This window comes from Alteromonas genovensis, assembly GCF_010500895.1.
Lineage (GTDB): Bacteria > Pseudomonadota > Gammaproteobacteria > Enterobacterales > Alteromonadaceae > Alteromonas > Alteromonas genovensis.
The window spans coordinates 142,906-164,126 of the sequence record NZ_JAAAWO010000005.1; the positions used below are offsets into that span (position 1 = coordinate 142,906).

The following is a 21,221-nucleotide window of genomic DNA, read 5'->3' on the forward strand; positions in this document are numbered from 1 at the left end:
ATGGCGTTACAGAGTTATCAAAAATCGATGTAGAGGTTTTGTGTTAAGTTATCAACATGCATTTCACGCGGGCAATCACGCCGACGTTATTAAACACTTGTGCTGGTTAGGCGTAATAAAAGCGCTTAAGAAAAAAGACAAGCCCTTTACCCTCTATGACTCCCATGCAGGTGCCGGTTTATATGACTTTACCGATTCGCTATCTGCGAAGAATAAAGAGTACAAAACTGGCGTGTCGAGTTTAAGCAATGTGTCAGCAAGTTGTGAACTACTCAATGATTACATTACGCTATGCCAACGGTTTGTAGACAAAGATGCCTACCCCGGCTCTCCCATCATCAGCGTTGAATTAAAGCGGGATCACGACGTACTTCATGCTATGGAACTTCATCCTGGTGAGTATGCCAAGCTAGAGGCTAATTTTGCTGCCTATGCAGGGCATCATTCACATTGTCACAAGCGAGATGGTTTCGAAGGCCTAATAGCGCTTACTCCCCCAAAGCCAAACAGAGGGGCGATATTAATAGACCCGCCTTACGAAAGAGCCAATGAATACGACGATGTGGTAAGTGGTATCGAGGGCGTTTTAAAGCGATGGCAACAAGCCCAAATAGTGGTGTGGTATCCGCTACTGTCTGAGCGTGCAGGGGCAAAACACGGTGCCAGTGAACGTATGTGCGAAGCACTCAGTGCATTGGGAGCACCTTGTTTTAAAGCTGAAATGCAGGTAGCTGAAAATACCCATGATGCAGGTATGTATGGTTCGGGGGTCATGGTGATAAACCCACCATGGCAGCTTGATACCACACTGAGTGTGGCTATGAATGAGGTAACAGGTTACATTGGTGAAAACAGCACATGTAGACTTGTTTGGGTTAACGAAGATAATTAATCATGTCCCAACTCAAAGGTCTTAAGCATTTTTATATACCCGACGAGCAGTCTATTTACTTACTGTCCCACGCAGACGCTAAAAAGTTAAAAGACTGGGTGAGTCTGTGTATGGCCGAGCTTAAGAGCCTAGGTTATATCAATATTGAACTGCTAGGAAAAGGTGCCTTTGGTTTTGCCTTCTCTGGTAAATCGCCCAACGGCGAACAACGGGTATTTAAATTCTCACGAATCACACTTCCTCAACATATTCGAGAGCGGTTAGAAGAAGAAGCGTTCATGCTGTCTCATGTAGAGCACGAATATGTCCCTCGCTTTATTGAATATCAGCAAATTAAAAAACAGTCCATACTGGTTATGGCCCAAGCACCAGGAGAGGACCTTGAAAAGGTGAGCCTTCGATTAGGCCCCTTACCGCCGCGAGTGATTGTTAAAATTGCGGTGCAAGTTGGTCAGCTACTGTTTCATTTAAAGCATTTCGTCGACAAGGGGCTGGAAAAACCTATCGTACATGGCGACATTAAGCCGTCAAACTTAGTATGGGACGCCGAAAACGAGTGTATTGGTCTTATCGACTGGGGCTCGTCGGTGTTCGCGCAAACTGACGCGTCGGGGCAATTCATTACCAATAACGTTATGGATTTAATGTCGGGGGAGCTTCAACAAACTAACGCTCGTCTTGGCGATGTGTATTTTATTGGTGAAGAGCAACTTAACGGCGCTTTATCCACTCCTCGATTTGATGAGCAGGGACTAGCCAGTACGCTATATGCACTTGCATCTGGGCAATCTTGCCGTTACGGCAGTAAAGTCATTACACCTTCATCGTTAGGCCTGCCCAAAATGCTGGCTGATATACTCACCTACATGTTAGATGAAGATGCGACCAAAAGAAGGCAGGGGGGAGACTATTTTTTTAAGCATCTTCATGTGCTGAAAAATTTGGTGTTTTCAGAAGATAAAGATACTGCTTACACGGCGCTTATCCCAACCTGGGTCTACCACACGAGCCAAGATATTGAGACTGTGGTTTACAGCTCAAGAAAATCATACCTTCGTCAGCAGGCGGCGCTTGAAAGTGAAGAGTTACGGTATATTGATGACGCCCAGTTTGATCGATATTACAAAAACTACCTTCAAGGTATGGGAGATACCGAAAAAGCATTTGTTTCTGCTATCAGTCGTTTAGGTCGCTATCCCGTAGTTGGGGGAATGGCTGTCAGATGGGAGCCAGAGGGTATCTATGTAGACTCTAGTTTGAACCTGCACGACCCAAGTTTACGCCGTGCATTTGAACAAGCCGTCAATAATGTAATTACTTTAGCGAGGGCCATTCACAAACCAGCAGTATTTAAATGCTGTATGTTCAATGCGAAAAACACCGTACACATTGAACGTGATAATGAGCAACAAGACTTTATTCCGTCAAAGGCCCTACACATTCCTTACGAGTTATCAAAAGTGTCATTGTCAAAAGACGACAGTAGAACCCATTCTTATTTCGAAGATGGCGATGATCCCGATGAGTTGCTTAAGCTGCCTGAAACAATTATCGACACTATCAAGGCTCTCAATGCAATTCATCATACGGGGTGCATTATTTTTGAAGCCTTGCCCATGCATTTGAAAATTCATAATTACTATACGCTACTCGATCACAGTCAAGAAGATACGTTTAAAGCACTTCTTGAAAACTTAGTGGCGCAAATTCCGCTTATAAAAGGGTTAGGTATTTCGGGGTTTATGAAGTTACCCTATAAAGATACTCGCTTTTTTGAGCATAAGGCATCATTGCCTGAAAAGTATTATCCAAGAAATCCCAAAGCATTAAATCAAGAGAAAGAACAACATGTCTGACATAAAACTATCCTCGCTATTTGAGTTAGAAACTGTAGAAGCAGGCCTTTACCGAGGACAAAGCTGGGACCTAGGATTTAGAGCGCTTTTTGGTGGCCAAGTGCTTGGTCAGGCCCTTGCAGCAGCCTATGAAACTGTTGATAAAGACCGCGTTGCCCATTCGTTTCACACCTATTTTTTATTACCTGGCGATGCGAAAAAACCGGTAGTTTATGATGTTGAAATTGTCCGTGATGGCCGCAGCTTCTCTGCGAGAAGGGTGAAGGCTATTCAAGACGGTCGAAACATTTTTTATATGACGGCATCATTTCAAGTACCTCAAGAAGGCATGCATCATCAGGCGCCCGAAATGCCTGACGTGCCGCCACCTGAAGAGGTGCAGTCAGACATCGATTTTTACCAAGAGAATTTTAGTAAAATAGCGAGGCCAATGAGAGAGGCTCTGAGCTATCACAAACCGGTAGATATACGCACTATTAATGCGGCTAACTCTTATCAACCAGTAAAGCGTGACCCAACGCGCTATATATGGATGAAGGCGAGGGATCCCCTTGTAGGGTCTTTGTCCGTTCATCAAGCTGCTGTTGCTTACGCGTCTGACTACCATTTTTTAAGTACTTCACTACAACCGCATGGCGTCGCGGTAACCGACAAATCTCTACGAATGGCAACCATTGATCATGCAATGTGGTTTCACCGTCCTGTGAACTTAAATGAATGGTTACTTTATGCCATGGACAGCCCTTTTAGTGGTGGTGCTCGTGGCTTAGTAAGAGGTCAAATTTTTACGCAGCAAGGCGAGCTTGTCGCCTCAACATCTCAGGAAGGGTTGATGCGTCAAGTAGACGTGTAATTTTGTAAGGCAAAATCACATCACTATTTGCGTATCGTCTATGAGTCAATCGACACAATAAAAGAAGAACAAAGCCTTTTTTGAAGAATGCTTGGCCTTAAAAGGGTATTCAAATGGCATTAAAAGGACACTTGAAGGAGAACTACATGCACTATTCATTAGGCGAATTAACGCCAACGGTTGACGAAAGTGCGTATATCGCACCCGGTGCTCATGTCATCGGTAACGTGAACCTTCATCAGGGAAGCAGCGTGTGGTTTAACGCGGTTATTCGTGGCGATATGGATACAATTACGGTAGGAGAAGATACCAACATCCAAGATGGTAGTGTCCTGCACACTGATGCTGGTGTTCCTCTTACCCTTGGCACAGGTGTTACCGTTGGTCATAAAGTGATGCTTCATGGTTGCACCATTGGTGACTATTCGTTAATTGGTATCAATGCGGTTGTTTTAAATGGGGCAAAAATTGGAAAATATTGCATTATTGGTGCAAACGCTTTAATCACCGAGAACATGGAGATACCAGATTATAGCTTGGTAGTCGGTTCGCCGGGAAAAGTGGTGAAAACACTTGATGAAAGCGTCGCGTCAAAGCTAGAAGCTTCCGCAGCTCACTATCGAGGCAATGCGCAACACTATTTGAAGCACCTAACTGCTTTGTGATGCCGCTCAGTTCCCGCTGTTTAAGTTCATCTTGATAAAAGACATGGTCTATAAAATTTAGGTCTTCACCAACTTAGACGCATAAAGATTTAAATCCATAAACAATTAGCCCAAATAAAAAACGCCCAGAACAATCGTTCTGGGCCTAGGGGAATGGCTCATCTCTGAGCCGTGCGCTAACTTTTACAGGGAGAGATAATGTATGATTAACGTTTAACGATAAGTATAGAATAGCTTTGTGCATTTTATAAACAAATTAACGGTTAATTTTTTGTGACACCGTTATTTTAAAAACTTATTCAACTGTAACAATACTTTACGACCCAACACCTCTGGTTCGACCATTAAATTATTCCTATTTTTTGCACACCACCCGCCAAATTATCAATGTGTAATGTATAGAAATCTCATTAGGTATTGTCAAAATCTTCCTCCATTACGCCTGAAACACCGCCATATTTTGAAAATGTTTAACTAAAACCCCATTCATTAAATTTATGTTGAGTACAGATGGTTGTACCCCATGACGAACCTTGTAGTATGTGGCTATGAATTAAAACTCCTGAATGTAAGAGGGGCTAATATGAAAGCATCTACAACAGCATTTACAAAATCATTATCAACATTTATTCCACCAGAGCGCACGTTAATGGGACCGGGCCCCTCTGATGTAAGTCCTCGTATTCTTAACGCCATGGCGCGTCCTACACTAGGGCACCTCGACCCTTTGTTCATTGAATTGATGGATGAAACCAAAAACTTACTTCAATACGCGTTTAAGACTGAAAATGCGCTAACAATGCCAATATCTGCCCCTGGTTCTGCCGGTATGGAAGCCTGCTTTGTGAATCTTGTTGAACCTGGAGATAAGGTCATTGTTTGCGTTAACGGTGTTTTTGGTTTGCGCATGGTTGAAAATGTAGAACGCTGCGGCGGCACTGCCATTACTATCCACAACACGTGGGGAGAGCAGACCGACCTTAATGCAGTGGAAGATGCGTTGAACGCCAATCGAGATGTAAAAGTAGTGGCATTTGTGCATGCAGAAACCTCAACAGGGGTGAGAAACGAAGCAAAATTGCTTTGTGAGCTTGCGCAAAAACACAATTGTTTAACTATTGTTGATGCTGTTACCTCTCTTGGCGGTATCGAACTTGATGTGGACGGCTGGGGTATAGACGCCATTTATTCTGGTTCCCAAAAATGTTTAAGCTGTGTTCCCGGTATAGCGCCAGTGTCTTTCAGTGATAAAGCCGTGTCGGTAATTCAAAATAGAAAAACGAAAGTGCAAAGCTGGTTTCTGGATATGAATTTGATCGTAGGGTATTGGGGCAAGGGCGCTAAACGTGCGTATCACCATACTGCACCCGTTAACAGTATGTACGCGATGTACGAATCGCTTCTCGTATTGAAAGAGGAAGGCCTTGAGAATGCTTGGGACAGACACGCAAGCGGACATGCAAAGTTAGCACGAGGCCTTGAAGAAATAGGTCTAAAGCTAACGGTAAATAGCGACTTTAGATTACCTCAGCTCAACGTTGTACAAATTCCCGATGGTGTTGATGACGCCGCGGTGCGCAGTCAGTTACTTAATGAGTTTAATTTAGAAATTGGTGCTGGTTTAGGAGAACATGCTGGAAAGGTATGGCGTATTGGTCTTATGGGATATGCCTGTAAACAGCGCAATATCGACCACTGTATCGCGTCGCTTAAGACTGTACTTAAGTAATTACACTACAAATACTAAATTACAAATAGAGATTAACCTAAAGCTGGAGGCATAAATATGCAGCCAGCTTTTTTATTTTAAAACCAAAGCCATGTTATTTATTCACTCAGGGTTCATATAGGATGGCATAGACTGGACGTGCTATAATTAACCTTAATATCGATTAAAGGAACTGATATGCAAAACGTGCTTACATTTACCAAGACACTTATACTTCTTACCGTGTTTACCGCGCCTTTATACACTGCACAAAGCTATGCACATACTGAGGCGAGTAAGGATGCTGTTAAGGAAAAAGAGTCGCAAGCCAATGAAAGGTCATTAGGGACAATTAGCGTACAAGGAGTAGGGGCCATTGATGTTACACCTAATGCTTACTCCGTAACCTTTATCGTTGAAGAACAAGGCACAACGGTATCCAAGCTCAGTGGGCAGCTTGAAAACGATTTGACCTCTATTGTTAGTTTCTTATTAGAAGAGGGTATCGAAGAGCGTTACATTCAAAGTATGCAAGTACGTCTTTCCCCCCGATACAACAATACGCCGCAGGGTAGAGAACAAGATGGTTTTACACTGTCTAGAGAAATCGCCATTACCTCAACAGATTTAGAGAATTACGATCGTGTGCTTGATGGCGTGCTCAAAAGGGGTGTTGATCGTATCCAACAATTCAATTTTGTAAACATGGGTGAGGCCTCTGTCTATCAAAAAGCGTTGGTAACAGCGGTCGCTGATGCAAAGAATAGAGCACAGTTGCTAGCAAAAGAATTAGGTGTGGAAGTGGGTGAAGTGGTTGCAATATCTGAATCTGGTGGCAATATGCCGATACCAGTCATGCGCGCCGACACGTTTTCCAAAGAAATGTCGCTGTCTTTGCCAGGACAAGAGAGCGTGAACGCCCGTGTGAATGTCACGTTTAACATTAATCAATAACAGGGTTACCGTTTGAAACAACAACAATATAGCCAGCTAATAAGCCAAGCGAAAAGCTTGGTATCGGGCGAGCAGGACTTAATTGCCAATATGGCAAACATAAGTGCACTGCTGTTTAATGGTCTCGAAGATGTAAACTGGGCTGGTTTTTACCTGTACAAAGACGAACAGCTGGTTCTTGGGCCTTTTCAGGGTCAGCCTGCTTGTATTCGAATTCCAATGGGAAAAGGCGTGTGTGGTACCAGTGCGTCAACACAAACGGTTCAGCGAATTGACGATGTACACGGGTTCGATGGTCACATTGCATGCGATGCGGCGTCAAATTCTGAAATCGTTGTTCCGATCGTGGTTAATGATGCACTCATCGGGGTATTAGATATTGATAGCCCAAATCACGCTCGCTTCACGCAAGATGATGAGGATGGCCTTGTCGAAATTGCGAATATATTGATTGAATCTCAGCAAGCACTATGAAATCAAACGTCGATATTCATGTAGTATTATCTACATTCGAGGACATGGAAGACGTTCATGATGACCCAGATGAGGCATCTGAACGTTTAAACTTCATTCTTCACGGGATATATGATGCTGCTGAAGAGGATATAGAAACACAGCGTTTAGAGCAAATTTTGCACTACGCTTGGGAGTCTTGGCAACAAGATGCACATTTATTAGAAATTGATGACGACGAATTGCTCGATTGGGTTGACCACACGCTGGCAACTTGGGATGATGCAAATAACGATGAAATCTCCTGAATAATTTAGAAAGTTAATGGAATCAACAGAGAAGTTTACTACGAGTAAGGAAGTTATTGCTTTCCTTGCAGAGACCTTCCCAAAATGTTTTAGCATTGAAGGCGAGGCCCTCCCACTTAAGATTGGTATTTTTCAAGATCTTGCTCAACGGTTAGACGATGAAGAGCGCGTGAGTAAAACGCTATTGCGCTCAACTCTTCGTCATTACACAAACAGTTGGCGTTACCTATACAGCATTAAAGAAGGCACTCACCGCGTTGATCTTGATGGTGAAAAGGGCGAAGCAATTGAGAAAGAACATTCAGACCACGCGCAAAAGCAACTCGAAGAGAGTAAAGCTAAGGCTGCAGAAAAACGTAAGGCAAAGCTAGCACAGCAGCCTAAGCGTTCAGAAAAGCGTCAGTTTAATCGTCCTAAAGGCGAAAAACCGACTAATTCTGCGCAACCTGAGGCGAAGCGCGGAACTAAACCGAAGAATAACAGACCAAATACTACGCCACCTGCTAAGTTAACTGAAGACGACATGAAGCAAGGCACTCGCGTTACCGTTAAGCTGGGTAAAGAACCTATGCCAGCGGCTATCACCGAGATTGCTAAAGACGGTATTCATGTTCAGCTTGATACAGGCATGGTGGTAAAAGTAAAAGCAGATGCTTTACGTTTGGCACGTTCCAAGAGGTCGTAAATATGAAAGATATCCTTCGAATTTCTATTGCTAGCGCATTTTTGACGGTAGGCGTTGGAGCTGGTGCAGTTACGTCAACACCAGACGTTGATGAGCTTCCTATTCTTCAACAGGAATCTCAGCACAGTGTGGCAGCTAAAAGAGTAAGTGCATTATTCACTCGCGCCCACTACAAAGAAATTTCGTTGGATAATCTTCTTTCAGCCCGCGTTTATCAACGTTTCATAGAGTCACTTGATCACAACAAACAGGTGCTTTTATTAGACGATGTCGTAAGCTTTGAAAAGTACCGTGATTTGTTTGACGATGCGTTGGGCAAAGGTAATTTATCCATTGCTTATGACATGTACAATGTTACTGCTAAGCGCAGGGTCGAGCGTTATGAATATGCACTTGCATTGCTCGAAGATGGACCTTTTGATTTTGCTAAAGAAAACGACAAGTTCTATTACGACAGAGAAGACGCTGATTGGGCGAAAGACACTGCGGAACTTGACGAAATTTGGCGTCAGCGAGTTAAGTACGATGCGCTGAATCTTATATTGGCGGATAAAACGTGGGAAGAAGCGAAAGAGCTACTTACCAAGCGTTATACCCGTGCAATAAAACGCACAAAGCAGGCGAAAAGCGAAGATGTTTTTCAAACTGCCATGAACGCGTTTGCAAGAACTATCGAAGCACATACAAGTTACCTTTCTCCTCGAAATGCAGACCGTTTCCAAATGGAAATGAATCTATCATTTGAGGGTATAGGTGCGGTACTGCAAAGCGAAGATGACTACACCATTATCAAGAGTGTAGTGCCAGGTGGTCCAGCAGACCAGTCTGGGGCAATCAAGCCAGAAGACAAAATTGTTGGCGTGGCTCAAGACGATGAAGAGTTTGTTGATGTCATTGGATGGAGACTCGACGAAGTTGTCGAGTTGATTAAAGGTCCAAAGGGCAGCATGGTGCGCTTGCAAGTAGAAAAGGGCGCAACAGAATCAAAAACAACATCAGTCGTAAAGCTAACCCGAGATAAGATAAAACTGGAAGATAGAGCGGCAAAGTCTGAAGTGTATGTACCTGACGAAGGTCCGCATTCAGGGCAGCCCTTAGGCGTTATTACCATTCCCAGTTTTTACAACAACCTAAGTGTTGATGTTGCAAAAGAAATTGAAGCACTTAAGTCACAAAACGTGAAAGGCGTTATTGTCGATCTACGTGGTAATGGCGGCGGCTCGTTAACAGAAGCAACATTACTGTCTGGACTTTTCATTGAAAAAGGTCCCGTGGTTCAAATTCGATACGGACAGTCTAAGATTAGCGTTAATCGTGACACCGATGGGAAAGTGTCTTATGACGGCCCACTGACTGTGCTTGTTGACCGTTACAGCGCATCAGCCTCAGAAATTTTTGCCGCGGCAATGCAAGACTATAATCGCGCCTTAATTGTTGGTGAGCAAACCTTCGGTAAAGGTACGGTTCAGCAGCATCGTGGCCTAGGTAAAATTTACGACCTGTACGACAACCCGTTAGGCAGCGTGCAGTTTACTATTGCTAAGTTTTATCGAATTGATGGCGGCAGCACACAGCATAAAGGTGTTATTCCCGATATTTTATATCCCTCGGCTATTGAACCTGCAGAGTGGGGCGAAAGTCAGGCTGATAACGCACTTCCATGGGATAGCATTAACAGGGCCAACTACACTACGTTTGCTGACGGCCAATCTGCGTTAGACGTATTATCAGCGAAGCACAGTAAACGAATTATGCAAAACCCCGAGTTTTCATACATTAATGATGACATCGAGGAATACAAAAAGAATAAAGACAAAGATTTCATATCACTGGTAAAGGCTGAAAGAGAAGCCAAGAAAAAAGAAGCTGAGGTAAAATCATTAGCACGCGCTAACGAACGACTGCAGCGCCTAGGCTTAGAGCCGGTAACGACGCTTGATGACCTTCCAGAAGACATGGAAGAGTTAGATCCGTTTTTAGACGAGGCGGCTAATATTACTTTCGATATGATTGAAACAGGCCGATACGCTATCACTACACATTAAGCGCTGTCGGAAAAGGGCTGGTCTAGGGCCAGCCCTTTTTTTGTGTCTATACAAATATTACAACAATAATAAAGGCAAATAACATGGCGATACGAGGCGAGTTTTCTTCTCGAATAGGATTCGTGCTGGCGGCTGCAGGCTCAGCGGTTGGGCTTGGAAATATCTGGGGGTTCCCCACAAAAGTAGCAAGTAACGGCGGTGCTGCATTTGTACTCGTTTATCTATTACTGGCCTTTGTCCTAGCTTATCCTGTCCTAATGGCCGAGTTGATCATTGGTCGTAGTACACGCTCAAATATGGTCGACGCGCTTGGCAAAATATCAGGTAGTTATGTAGGTAGAGCAACCGGCATTTGGGGCTGTGTTACTGTTTCTCTCATTTTAGCCTTCTATGCCATCGTCGGTGGCTGGATGCTGGTCTACTTTGCTGACTCAGCGGTAAGACTAGTAGGACTGCAGTCTGCAAGCGATTGGCTTCTTACCTCTTCCGTTACGCGTAACGTTATTTTCTGCGCTTTATTCATGATGTTAACTGCATTTATCGTAGTCGGTGGTGTTAAAGCCGGTATTGAAAAATGGTCAGTTAGATTGATGCCAACCTTAGTCATTCTCATACTAGCGCTTATCGTATATGTCAGTATGCAACCTGGTGCAGGTGAAGGGTGGAGTGCGTATTTAGTCCCTGATTTCTCACGAGTACTCGACCCTGATTTGTTAATTAATGCTATGGGACAAGCTTTCTTCTCAATGTCTTTGGGTGTGGGCACTATGTTAGTGTATGGCTCATACTTGAGTAAAAAAGAAAACCTGCCAACAATTGGGGCCTCGGTGGCACTGGTTGATATTGGTGTCGCGGTAATAGCAGGTATGCTTATCATTCCGTCGATGTACGTCGCATTGAACAACGGCGTAGAAATATTCACCCCAGAGGGTGCCTTAATTCAAGGCGACACACTTATCTTTAAAGTGCTTCCCGCATTGTTTGATACTATTGGCACTGTAGGCGTTTTCGTGTCATTCACTTTCTTTGCGCTAATGGCCATTGCGGCGGTGACTTCTTCTATTTCCATGTTAGAAGTACCTGTCGCGTTCATGGTAGAGAGTAAAGGCTTGCAGCGTGGCAAGGCCGTGGTATTTATGGCTGCGTTAATCTTCATTCTCAGCTGCATCATAATTCTTAACTTCGATATGCTGTTTGGTTTCGTTATTGCTTTAACCACAGAGTACAGCCAGCCACTGCTAGGTTTAGTGCTGTGTATTTTCGCTGGATGGGTGTGGCGCAGAGATGCCATACTTACTGAGCTTAAAGAGGGCAACGAAAACGTAGAGCACGGACTATTCTGGAAAATTTGGCCGTGGTATGTGCGTTTTGTTTGTCCTGTTATTATCGCGCTCATGTTCTATCGCTCTGTTTTTTAGATAATCGTAAACGCTAATTCTTCAGCGACTCGTTTGAATGTAAGCAGCTTTTAAAATCAGTGCTCTCAATTTTAAAAGCGCTCAATTCAAGAAGCTCTTGATTCAAGAAGCAGCATTTAAGTAGCTCAAAAAAATAAATAGCTTTTAAAAAAAGGTTTTATAAAATAATAACAATGACTAATAAAGAGTTAAAAACACCGTCACTTTTAGATGCCCTAATTCCTATTGTTGCACTGGTTCTTATGATGGGAACTGCCGTTTATCTGTTTGAAGATAATTCGTCATACGGCCCTAATCAAATAGCCTTGTTGTTGGCAATGGGTATGGCAGCCATTATTGGAATGAAAAACGGCTACAGCTGGAAAACAATAGAAAAAGGCATAGTCGATGGCATTTCAATGTCATTGGGAGCATGTCTTATATTGCTTGCGGTTGGCTCCTTAATTGGCACGTGGATGCTGTCTGGAACTGTGCCTACGTTGATTTATTTTGGCCTCGAACTTCTTAATCCTTCGTTTTTCTACGCCGCGACGTGTTTAATTTGCGCAGTGGTTGCCATGAGCATAGGCAGTTCGTGGACGACAGCAGCGACGGTGGGTGTTGCGCTAATGGGCGTTTCAGCAGGTATGGAAATGTCAGCGGCTATTACCGCGGGGGCAGTGGTGTCTGGTGCCTATTTTGGTGATAAAATTTCGCCACTATCTGAAACCACTAATTTAGCGCCAGCAGTAGCGGGTACCGATCTTTTCGACCACATTCGCTACATGCTCTGGACCACAATCCCAAGCTTTGTTATTGCGCTTATTCTGTTTACTGTTATCGGATTTAGTGAAGTAGGTGATGCGAAGGCCGAGCGCATTGAGCAAATGCAGCAACTTCTCAGTGAGTCTTTTAATCTTGGATGGCACCTTCTTGTGCCGCTTGTTGTGCTCCTTACTTTAGCAATTAAAAAAATGCCGGCATTTCCAGCCGTTTTTATCGGCGCGTTACTCGGCGGTATTTGGGCCGTTATATTCCAATGGGATGTCGTCGCTGCAATGGCAAGCGCTAATGACACTGCAAGTATCGGTGCATTAAAAGTGGTATGGACAGCTTTGTTTGATGGAGTGAGCTTTTCAACACCTGATGAGAATTTAAATAGCTTATTATCTCGAGGCGGCATGTCCTCAATGCTTAATACAATATGGCTGATAATATGTGCCATGTCTTTTGGCGCTGTGTTAGAGCGAGTCGGGCTTCTCAAGCGTGCTGTAGCCACTATTTTGCTAGGCGCAAAATCTGCTGGTGATATGGTAAGTCGAACCATTATGACGTGCTTCGCGACAAACTTAGTCACTGCCGACCAGTATATTGCTATTGTAATGCCTGGCCGCATGTATAAAGAAGAATATGCTAAACGAGGCTTAGACCAACTTAACCTATCGCGCAGTTTAGAAGATGGCGGTACGCTTACGTCGCCACTTATTCCTTGGAACACTTGCGGGGCCTATATGCATAGCGTGCTGCTAGTGAATCCTTTTGATTACATTTTCTACGCGTTCTTTAATTTAATTAATCCATTTCTTGCTATCGTTTACGCCTATTTGGGAATCAAAATTTTGCGTATAACGCCGCCAACATTTGAAACGAAAAGCGAAGGGTCCGTATAAACATTATATAGACGCTTCATTAAGGAGTTCTATGTCAGTTCAAATTAAACGCCGAGCGGATTACATGCCGCCGGCCTTTGCTATCTCTACCGTCGACTTACACATCACACTTCATCCAACTGAAACTCGTGTATTCAGTTCATTGCGTATAAAAAGACAGGGCAGTCATCAAGACGCCTTGGTATTAGACGGCGACAACCTTCCTGTCAACAAAACCTCCATTGACGGTATTGAACTGTCACGTAAAAGCGATAACAGCCCAGGCTACGTACTTGACGAATCCTCTCTGACAATTCCTGTTGAGAGCGATGAATTTACACTCGAGATTGAAACCACTATAGCCCCTAGTCGCAACAAAGCATTAGAAGGCTTATATCTTTCTGGCGGTGCTTACTGCACGCAGTGTGAGGCAGAAGGGTTCAGGCGTATTACCTTCTTTATGGACCGCCCTGATGTGCTCTCGGTTTATACGGTAACCGTGGTGGGGGATACATCGTTTCCTATGTTACTTTCCAACGGTAACCCCATAGACAAAGGGCAGTTAACTAACGGCCAACATTTTGTTAAATGGCACGACCCCCATCCGAAGCCGTGTTATCTCTTTGCCTTAGTGGCTGGCGATTTTGACATGCTCTCTGATACGTTTACCACAGCTAGCGGTAAAGAAGTTGCGCTAGAACTTTATGTGGATAAGGGAAAGCAAGGCCAAGGTACGTTTGCACTTGAGTCGTTAAAACGCGCGATGAAATGGGATGAAGAGGTCTTCGGTCTAGAATACGACCTCGATATTTACATGATAGTGGCAGTAGACTTTTTCAATATGGGAGCCATGGAAAACAAGGGTCTCAATGTATTTAACAGTAAGTTTGTTTTGGCCGACCAAAACACGGCTACCGACGATGACTTCTTTAATGTGGAAGCGGTTATTGCCCATGAATATTTTCATAACTGGACCGGGAACCGAGTCACCTGTCGAGATTGGTTTCAGCTTAGTTTGAAAGAGGGGCTTACGGTATTTAGAGATCAGCAGTTTAGCGCTGATATGACGTCAGAACTGAGCAATCGTATTAAGCATGTGCGCGTGATGCGCGAACACCAGTTCGCCGAAGACGCAAGTGCAATGAGCCATCCCATACGACCCGATGAAGTGATAGAGATGAACAATTTCTACACGGTAACGGTGTACGACAAAGGTGCTGAAGTTATTCGTATGTTCCACACACTGCTTGGCCCAGATGGGTTTAGAAAAGGTATGGATGAATACTTTAAACGCCATGATGGGCAAGCTGTAACCTGTGATGACTTCGTCTCTGCTATGCAATCGGCAACGTCGTTAGATCTCAGCCAGTTTGCACGTTGGTATAGTCAATCTGGTACTCCCATTATCAGTGTAAAGCAGAGTAAGCTCGACGATGGCAAACATACCATTACATTATCTCAGCATACGCCGGCCACCTCTGAACAGAGTGAAAAGCATCCGTTATACATGCCCATCAAAATGGAAGTTATGGACGAAGACGGAGTTCAGTACACCGACAATGAAGCCATCATTAATGATGGAATGGTCATTTTAGATAAAGAGTCGGTGTCCTTCACCATCGATGCGCCAAACAAAACATTGACTCCGGTGGTATTAGGCAATTTTTCAGCCCCTGCAAAAGTGAATAACGAGTTACCAACTACCTCGTTATTAACCATTTTCAAATATGGCAAAGATGCATTTAATCGCTGGGATGCAATGCAGTCTATCTACAATCGCTGTATCAGTGAATTAGAACGTGCGCCAGGCGAAGCTATCGATAACGATATTTGGGCGGGCATAAGAGAAGCCATTGTACGTGAGCAGGATAATGTTGAGCTACTCGGCGAATGTCTGGTTATTCCTTCATTTGAAACGCTCTGCCAGTCTAGAACATCGATAAATGTTCAAACTTTGAGTGCCGCACGAAAGGCTTTTTGTTCTCAATTTGCACAACATCTCGAGTCATCATTGCTTGACGTATTTAATAGCATTGAAAGTGCACCGTATGCTTACAACCAGAATGCAGTGAATCAGCGACGTTGTAAGAATGTTGTTCTTGCACACTTGGCGCGGTTACCACAGCATGAAAGCCTTGTTATTAAGCAATTTGAACAAGCAGATAACATGACCGACACGCTGGGAGCGTTAAGATGCGCACAGTTTTGTCAGCGTGACACCTTTGATTCGCTCATGGCAAAGTTCGAGCAAAAGTGGAGTAACGACCCGCTTGTATTGGACAAATGGTTTGCGCTACATGCTACGCAAGCATCTAAGGATATCTTTGCCACAATAACGATGTTGTGTGAACATCCTCAGTTTACGATGAGTAACCCCAATCGAGTTCGCTCAGTCATTGGTAGCTTCGCGTTCTATAATAGCGAGATGTTCCATGCACTAGACGGTAGTGGCTATAAGTTTGTTACTGATTATTTACTTAAACTCGATACATTGAATCCACAAGTTGCTGCTCGCATCGTAACGCCATTAACCCAATGGCAGGGCTTTGCAGTTGAACATCAAACGCTAATGAAAGAACAGCTAGGTCGCTTGCTTAACCACAAAGGACTGAGCAAGGATGTGTTTGAAAAAGTGAGCAAGAGCCTTGCTTATGGCGCAGATTGAACCAACAGATAGCATATTTTATTTCTCTATAAGTGTGCCTTACACCCAGTGTGAGGCATTATATTCGCCTGCTGTACCGAGCGTTGTCATGATGGCAGAATCTGGCGTTCGGGTGCAGGTTCCCACCAATCGTTTGCGCCAGTTTATCACCTCAGACGGGGTGAAAGGGCGCTTTCGTATGATTGTAGATCAGCACAATAAAATAAGGGCGATAGAACGCCTTAGGTAATTAATTAAGGGAAATAAGCGAGGTAGCATAACCCCGCTACCACAAAACACTCACAAGTGAGCGATTTTTGCGCACTTTCAAGCTGAATTTTGTTCAACCGCATAAATGGCTTTTATACTCAGCATAAAGCAATAACTATTTGATACGATTAATGTTGTAAAAGTTGTTAACTGGTAGGATTAGTTCTTGCGGTTCTGGTAAAATGATGTAATGATTTTGTTAATCGTTATGGTTGGTCATGATGTCGGGCATGCACACGCGTCGACTTGGGAGTATAAAAATATGAAAAACAGGCCTAGCGCTTTTAAAATATCACCAATTGCTGCAGGGGTTCTCACTCTGCTAGGTGCTGCTGCAGTACCTGCTCACGCCGCTAATTGGCAAGTAGGTGATGTAAGCATTACGTTAGATTCAACGTTCTCGCTTGCAACAAGTATTCGTACTGAAGCTAGAGATTATGATTTAATCGGTAACAGTAATCATCCTCAATTTAACTGGACTGGTTACCACGCTGCATTCAACCCACTTTATTCTAGCGGTGATGTATGGGGCTTAGCCGATGGTGGTTACTCTACCAATGGTGATTTAGGTAACTTAGCACACGATCCAGGCGACGCATTCGCAACACAGATTTCAGGTACTCACGAACTTGACATAAACTTCGGTGACTACGGCTTCTTTGCTCGCGGATTTTGGTTTTATGATTTTGAGCAAATGGACGGTGACCGCCCATATTCAAACCCTATCACGGGTAACCAGTACGACCTATGTCAGGACCCAGAAGCAGAAGATTTACTGTGTACTGACGTACGTTTATACGATGCCTTTTTCTACGGCGATTGGTGGGTAGGCGATAAGCCACTTACCTTGCGTGTTGGGCGTCAGGTAATCAGTTGGGGTGAAAGTACCTTTATCCAGCATGGTATAAACACCACCAACCCTGTTGACGTAACGCGTGCTCGCGCACCTGGCGCCGAGTTAAGAGAAGTATTCTTACCTGTTGGTATGGTGTACGCGTCATTAGGTTTAACACCTGATGTAAGTGTATCGGGCTACTATCAATACGAGTTCCAACGCAGTTGGCTTCCTGTTTCAGGCAGTTATTTTGCCGGTAACGACTTTGCGGGAGACGGCGGTCAACGCCAGAATATCCAACTAGGTTTCAGCGGCAACCCAGACATTGATTTAGAGCACTTGCTAACAGCATTAAACGGCTATGGCGATTTGTTGCGTTCTGGCGCAGATGCTGCTGATATTTCTCAAGCCTATTTAGCGTACCCAACTAAGGTTGCTGTGCGTGGTTTTGGCGATGACCCGCACAACGAAGCAGATGACCAAGGCCAGTACGGCTTGCGTTTAACCGTGTTTTCACCAGAGATTAACGAAACTGAATTCAGTTTCTATCACATCAACTACCACAGTCAGCGTCCACTTATTTCAGGTATTACGTCAGACTTTACACAAGCTGGTATTGGTGCTGACCTTGCGTTTCTTGCGGGTAATGAAGTAACGCGCGATAACATCACTGACTTACGTGCGTTTACAAAATCAGAGTTTTTCTACCCTGAAGACATCAAGCTTTATGGTATGAGCTTCAACACGAACATTGGCACAACGGCATTAGCCGGTGAATTTGCTTATCGTGTTGATGAGCCGCTTCAGATAGACGACGTTGAATTACTTTACATGGGTATGCCAGAGCAGCTTGCAAATGCAGGTTTACGTCCTGACCTTGAAGGTATTTCTCAGCTAAATAATATCGGAAGAGCAGTAGGCCCTGGTGAAACAGCTCAAGGCTTTATTTTCTCTGATACATGGCAGATGCAGTTTACTGCGTCTCACGTATTTGGCCCCAAATTTGGTGCAGATAACTTTGTGTTGCTAGGTGAAGCCGGTTACGTCAACATTGTTGATATGCCAGATCCAAACGTAGTGAGACTGAACGCACCTGGTACGGCAAGAACACCATCATTGGAGCCAACGGCAACGGGTAATCCTCGCCAAGGTCTTCACTTAGGTTTGTCAGACGGACCGGAAACCAACCCGTTCGCCACTGATGATGCATGGGGCTATCGACTACTTGCAGTTGCCGATTATAATTCAATTTATGCCGGTATGAACCTGCGTGTTCGTGCAACGTTTTCACATGATGTAGAGGGCACCACGCCTGATCCTCTATTCCTTTTCACAGAAGATGTTAAGTCTGCTGCTTTATCAATGACATTTGACTACTTGAGTAAGTGGTCTGCTACGGCGTCATACAGCGCGTTCTGGGGAGGCATTGGTACAACGAATGCTCTTGCAGACAGAGACTTTTTGTCATTTAACATCAAATATGCAATCTAAAGAGTGGTATTTATGATTAGAAAAGTAGGAATTATTGCAGCCGCCTTGTCACTAGCGTTGTCTGGTGCAAGCGTCATGGCGAAAGTCTCAGATGCCGAAGCCGGTAAACTGGGTAAAGAATTGACACCCCTCGGTGGTGAGGTTGCCGCAAATGCAGACGGCAGTATTCCAGCGTGGACAGGCGGTATTACCTCTGCGCCAGCAGGATACTCAGTGGGCGACCATCACCCAGATCCGTTCCCAGATGACAAAGTGTTATTTGAGATTACTGCCAAAAACTACAAAGAGTACGCTGAGCATTTGTCTGAAGGGCAGATGAAAATGTTTGAAACATATCCAGAGACGTTCCGCATGCCGGTTTACCCGACACGACGCTCTGCTTCAAACCCGCAGAATATTTATGACGCGACTAAAGCAAATGCGACTCGTGCAGAACTTTTAGACGGTGGTAATGGTATTAAGGGTGCAGCGATTGGTATTCCATTTCCTATTCCACAAAATGGTTTAGAGGCAATCTGGAACCACATTCTGCGTTATCGTGGTGCTGCGGTTCAGCGTAACGGTGGACAAGCGGCGGTTACTACCGGTGGTGACTATAACGTTATCGGATTTGATGAGCAGTTGCTTATTAAATACGCAGAAGATAACGCGACGCCAGAGCAACTAACAGAAGACAACGTGTTGTTTATGTTCAAGCAAAAAGTCACTCAGCCAGCACGTTTGGCTGGAACAGCCTTGCTCGTTCACGAAACCGTTGACCAAGTTAAAGAACCCCGTAAAGCGTGGACGTATAACACCGGACAGCGCCGCGTTCGTCTAGCACCAAACATTGCTTACGATACACCGGGAACGGCGGCCGATGGCCTGCGTACCACCGATGATTTCGATATGTTTAACGGTTCACCAAACCGCTACGACTGGAGGCTGGTTGGTAAGCAAGAAATGTACGTAGCGTATAACAACTATGCATTGCACTCTGAAAACGCAAGTTATGACAACATTCTTACGCCAAATCACGTGAACCCTGATTTGACGCGCTGGGAAAAGCACCGTGTTTGGGTGGTTGAAGCCACATTGAAAGAAGGTTTCCGCCATATCTATCAAAAACGTGTATTCTTCATTGATGAAGACAGCTGGTCGATTCAAGTTGCTGATATGTATGATAATCGTGGCGAACTGTATCGTGTTGCTGTAGCGTATGGTGTAAACTACTACGAAGTACCAACTCAATGGTCTACACTTGACTCGTACCATGACTTGAACTCTCGTAGATACCTAGCCATCGGCTTAGACAACGAAGAGCAAATGTACGACTTTACTGTACGTCCTCGAGATGTTGAGTTTACGCCGCAAGCATTGCGACGAGAAGGTATGCGCTAATCGGCTTACACACCAAACGGTTGGCACTTGCCAACCGTTTTTGTTTGCAGACAATTATTATTAGGGGGAATGGTTCAATATGAAAAAAACCATTGCAGCGTGCATTGCCGCAGCCTTTGCAGTCAATAACGTAAGCACTGCATTCGCTGAAGAAGTATTCATGGCACCATTGGTAGAACAGTCTGTTCTGCTCGATATCGACGCTGATCAGTTTGTTGTTATTGTCGGTGAACGTGGTCATGTACTTATTTCTGAAAACGGAGACGTTTTCGAACAAAAAAGAGTGCCAACTCAGTCAACGCTTACCGCTACTACTGTGGTCGGTGACAATATATGGGCGGTAGGTCACGACGCCGTTATTATTCATTCATCAGATAAAGGTGAATCGTGGGAGGTGCAGCAGTACCAACCTGATTTACAGCGTCCTTTTCTCGACGTGCTCTTTTTTGACGAAATGCAGGGCGTCGCCGCAGGGGCATATGGCTTGTTTTACCGCACTGAAGATGGCGGGAAAACGTGGAATGCAGAACGCCATGCAACCTTGCTAGACCCATACGATAGAGAATATTTGGAAGACATCCGAAAAGAAGACGAAGCCTTTTATCAACAAGAGTTAGAATCTATTCTTCCCCATATCAATCGCATCACGCTTGATGGTAATACCCTGTATCTTGCTGGTGAAGCCGGTCTATTGGCCAAAAGCACCGACATGGGCAAGTCGTGGGAACGTTACAGCGTTGATTACACCGGTTCGTTTTTTGATATCAAGCCACTAGACGATAATTCAGTGCTCGCGGTTGGTTTGCGCGGCAACATGTTCATTAATCACAATGAATCGTCTTGGGAATATATTCAAACGTGTTCAACCAGTACGCTAAATTCAATTCTTATTGGCTCAGACTCTGTTGTTTATGCCCTTGGCAATAACGGCAAAATGGTGAAGGCCAACAGACCAATACCTACAAGTATGCGCGACCCTTATGCAAATCCTGTTGATTGTAAGCCAGGGGAAGGTATTTCGGTGTCTCAGATTGAAGATAAAGCTGCAATTCTTAATGCTAAGCAGTTCAAAGGTCTGAATCTCGCGGTATCAGCGAATGGCGTTAAAACGTTGAATTTAAAATAGGGCAGAATAA

The 21,221-nt window shown here is 44.3% G+C and carries 17 protein-coding genes; all 17 read left to right on the forward strand.

Annotated features, from left to right (window positions below):
- Positions 1-40: 40 nt before the first annotated feature.
- The 17 genes from GTQ48_RS08630 to GTQ48_RS08710 all read left to right on the forward strand — a co-directional run bounded on the left by GTQ48_RS08630 (position 41) and on the right by GTQ48_RS08710 (position 21,211).
- A complete protein-coding gene (locus GTQ48_RS08630; protein WP_163106320.1) occupies positions 41-892 on the forward strand; it encodes a 23S rRNA (adenine(2030)-N(6))-methyltransferase RlmJ in 852 nt (283 codons plus the stop codon).
- A 2-nt stretch (positions 893-894) separates the two neighbouring features.
- A complete protein-coding gene (locus GTQ48_RS08635) occupies positions 895-2,748 on the forward strand; it encodes a protein kinase domain-containing protein (RefSeq protein ID WP_163106321.1) in 1,854 nt (617 codons plus the stop codon).
- Positions 2,741-3,601, forward strand: coding sequence for an acyl-CoA thioesterase (locus GTQ48_RS08640; RefSeq protein WP_163106322.1), 861 nt, complete (start codon positions 2,741-2,743; stop codon positions 3,599-3,601). Before GTQ48_RS08635 ends, GTQ48_RS08640 begins: the two co-directional genes overlap by 8 nt.
- A 146-nt stretch (positions 3,602-3,747) precedes the next feature.
- Entirely contained in the window at positions 3,748-4,266 is a 519-nt protein-coding gene (locus GTQ48_RS08645; protein ID WP_163106323.1) for a gamma carbonic anhydrase family protein, read from the forward strand.
- 649 nt (positions 4,267-4,915) lie between these two features.
- The gene (locus GTQ48_RS08650; RefSeq protein ID WP_163106469.1) at positions 4,916-5,995 is read left to right on the forward strand and encodes a pyridoxal-phosphate-dependent aminotransferase family protein; all 1,080 of its coding nucleotides are present in this window, start codon (positions 4,916-4,918) and stop codon (positions 5,993-5,995) included.
- 177 nt (positions 5,996-6,172) lie between these two features.
- Complete coding sequence (locus GTQ48_RS08655; RefSeq protein WP_163106324.1) at positions 6,173-6,928, forward strand: SIMPL domain-containing protein; 756 nt, start codon at positions 6,173-6,175, stop codon at positions 6,926-6,928.
- Between the two features lie 12 nt (positions 6,929-6,940).
- Positions 6,941-7,402 carry a GAF domain-containing protein gene (locus GTQ48_RS08660; RefSeq protein WP_163106325.1) on the forward strand — a complete coding sequence of 154 codons (462 nt, stop codon included), beginning with the start codon at positions 6,941-6,943 and terminating at the stop codon, positions 7,400-7,402.
- Entirely contained in the window at positions 7,399-7,689 is a 291-nt protein-coding gene (locus GTQ48_RS08665; RefSeq protein WP_032094124.1) for a hypothetical protein, read from the forward strand. The genes GTQ48_RS08660 and GTQ48_RS08665 overlap by 4 nt, the downstream gene beginning before the upstream one ends.
- Before the next feature lie 16 nt (positions 7,690-7,705).
- Positions 7,706-8,374 carry an RNA chaperone ProQ gene (gene proQ / locus GTQ48_RS08670; RefSeq protein WP_163106326.1) on the forward strand — a complete coding sequence of 223 codons (669 nt, stop codon included), beginning with the start codon at positions 7,706-7,708 and terminating at the stop codon, positions 8,372-8,374.
- Between the two features lie 2 nt (positions 8,375-8,376).
- Positions 8,377-10,419: a carboxy terminal-processing peptidase gene (gene prc, locus GTQ48_RS08675; RefSeq protein WP_163106327.1), complete on the forward strand. Its 2,043-nt coding sequence runs from the start codon at positions 8,377-8,379 to the stop codon at positions 10,417-10,419.
- 83 nt (positions 10,420-10,502) lie between these two features.
- Complete coding sequence (locus GTQ48_RS08680) at positions 10,503-11,837, forward strand: sodium-dependent transporter (protein WP_163106328.1); 1,335 nt, start codon at positions 10,503-10,505, stop codon at positions 11,835-11,837.
- A gap of 173 nt (positions 11,838-12,010) precedes the next feature.
- A complete protein-coding gene (gene nhaC, locus GTQ48_RS08685) occupies positions 12,011-13,486 on the forward strand; it encodes a Na+/H+ antiporter NhaC (RefSeq protein ID WP_163106329.1) in 1,476 nt (491 codons plus the stop codon).
- Positions 13,487-13,517: 31 nt separating this feature from the next.
- Positions 13,518-16,130 carry an aminopeptidase N gene (gene pepN / locus GTQ48_RS08690; protein WP_163106330.1) on the forward strand — a complete coding sequence of 871 codons (2,613 nt, stop codon included), beginning with the start codon at positions 13,518-13,520 and terminating at the stop codon, positions 16,128-16,130.
- On the forward strand, positions 16,117-16,359 hold the full coding sequence (locus GTQ48_RS08695) for a DUF2835 family protein (RefSeq protein ID WP_163106331.1): 243 nt from the start codon (positions 16,117-16,119) through the stop codon (positions 16,357-16,359). The genes pepN and GTQ48_RS08695 overlap by 14 nt, the downstream gene beginning before the upstream one ends.
- A 282-nt stretch (positions 16,360-16,641) precedes the next feature.
- Positions 16,642-18,705, forward strand: a complete 2,064-nt coding sequence (locus GTQ48_RS08700) for a DUF1302 domain-containing protein (RefSeq protein ID WP_163106332.1) — start codon at positions 16,642-16,644, stop codon at positions 18,703-18,705.
- 12 nt (positions 18,706-18,717) lie between these two features.
- On the forward strand, positions 18,718-20,085 hold the full coding sequence (locus GTQ48_RS08705; RefSeq protein ID WP_163106333.1) for a DUF1329 domain-containing protein: 1,368 nt from the start codon (positions 18,718-18,720) through the stop codon (positions 20,083-20,085).
- A gap of 79 nt (positions 20,086-20,164) precedes the next feature.
- Positions 20,165-21,211, forward strand: a complete 1,047-nt coding sequence (locus GTQ48_RS08710; protein ID WP_163106334.1) for a WD40/YVTN/BNR-like repeat-containing protein — start codon at positions 20,165-20,167, stop codon at positions 21,209-21,211.
- Positions 21,212-21,221: the final 10 nt, after the last annotated feature.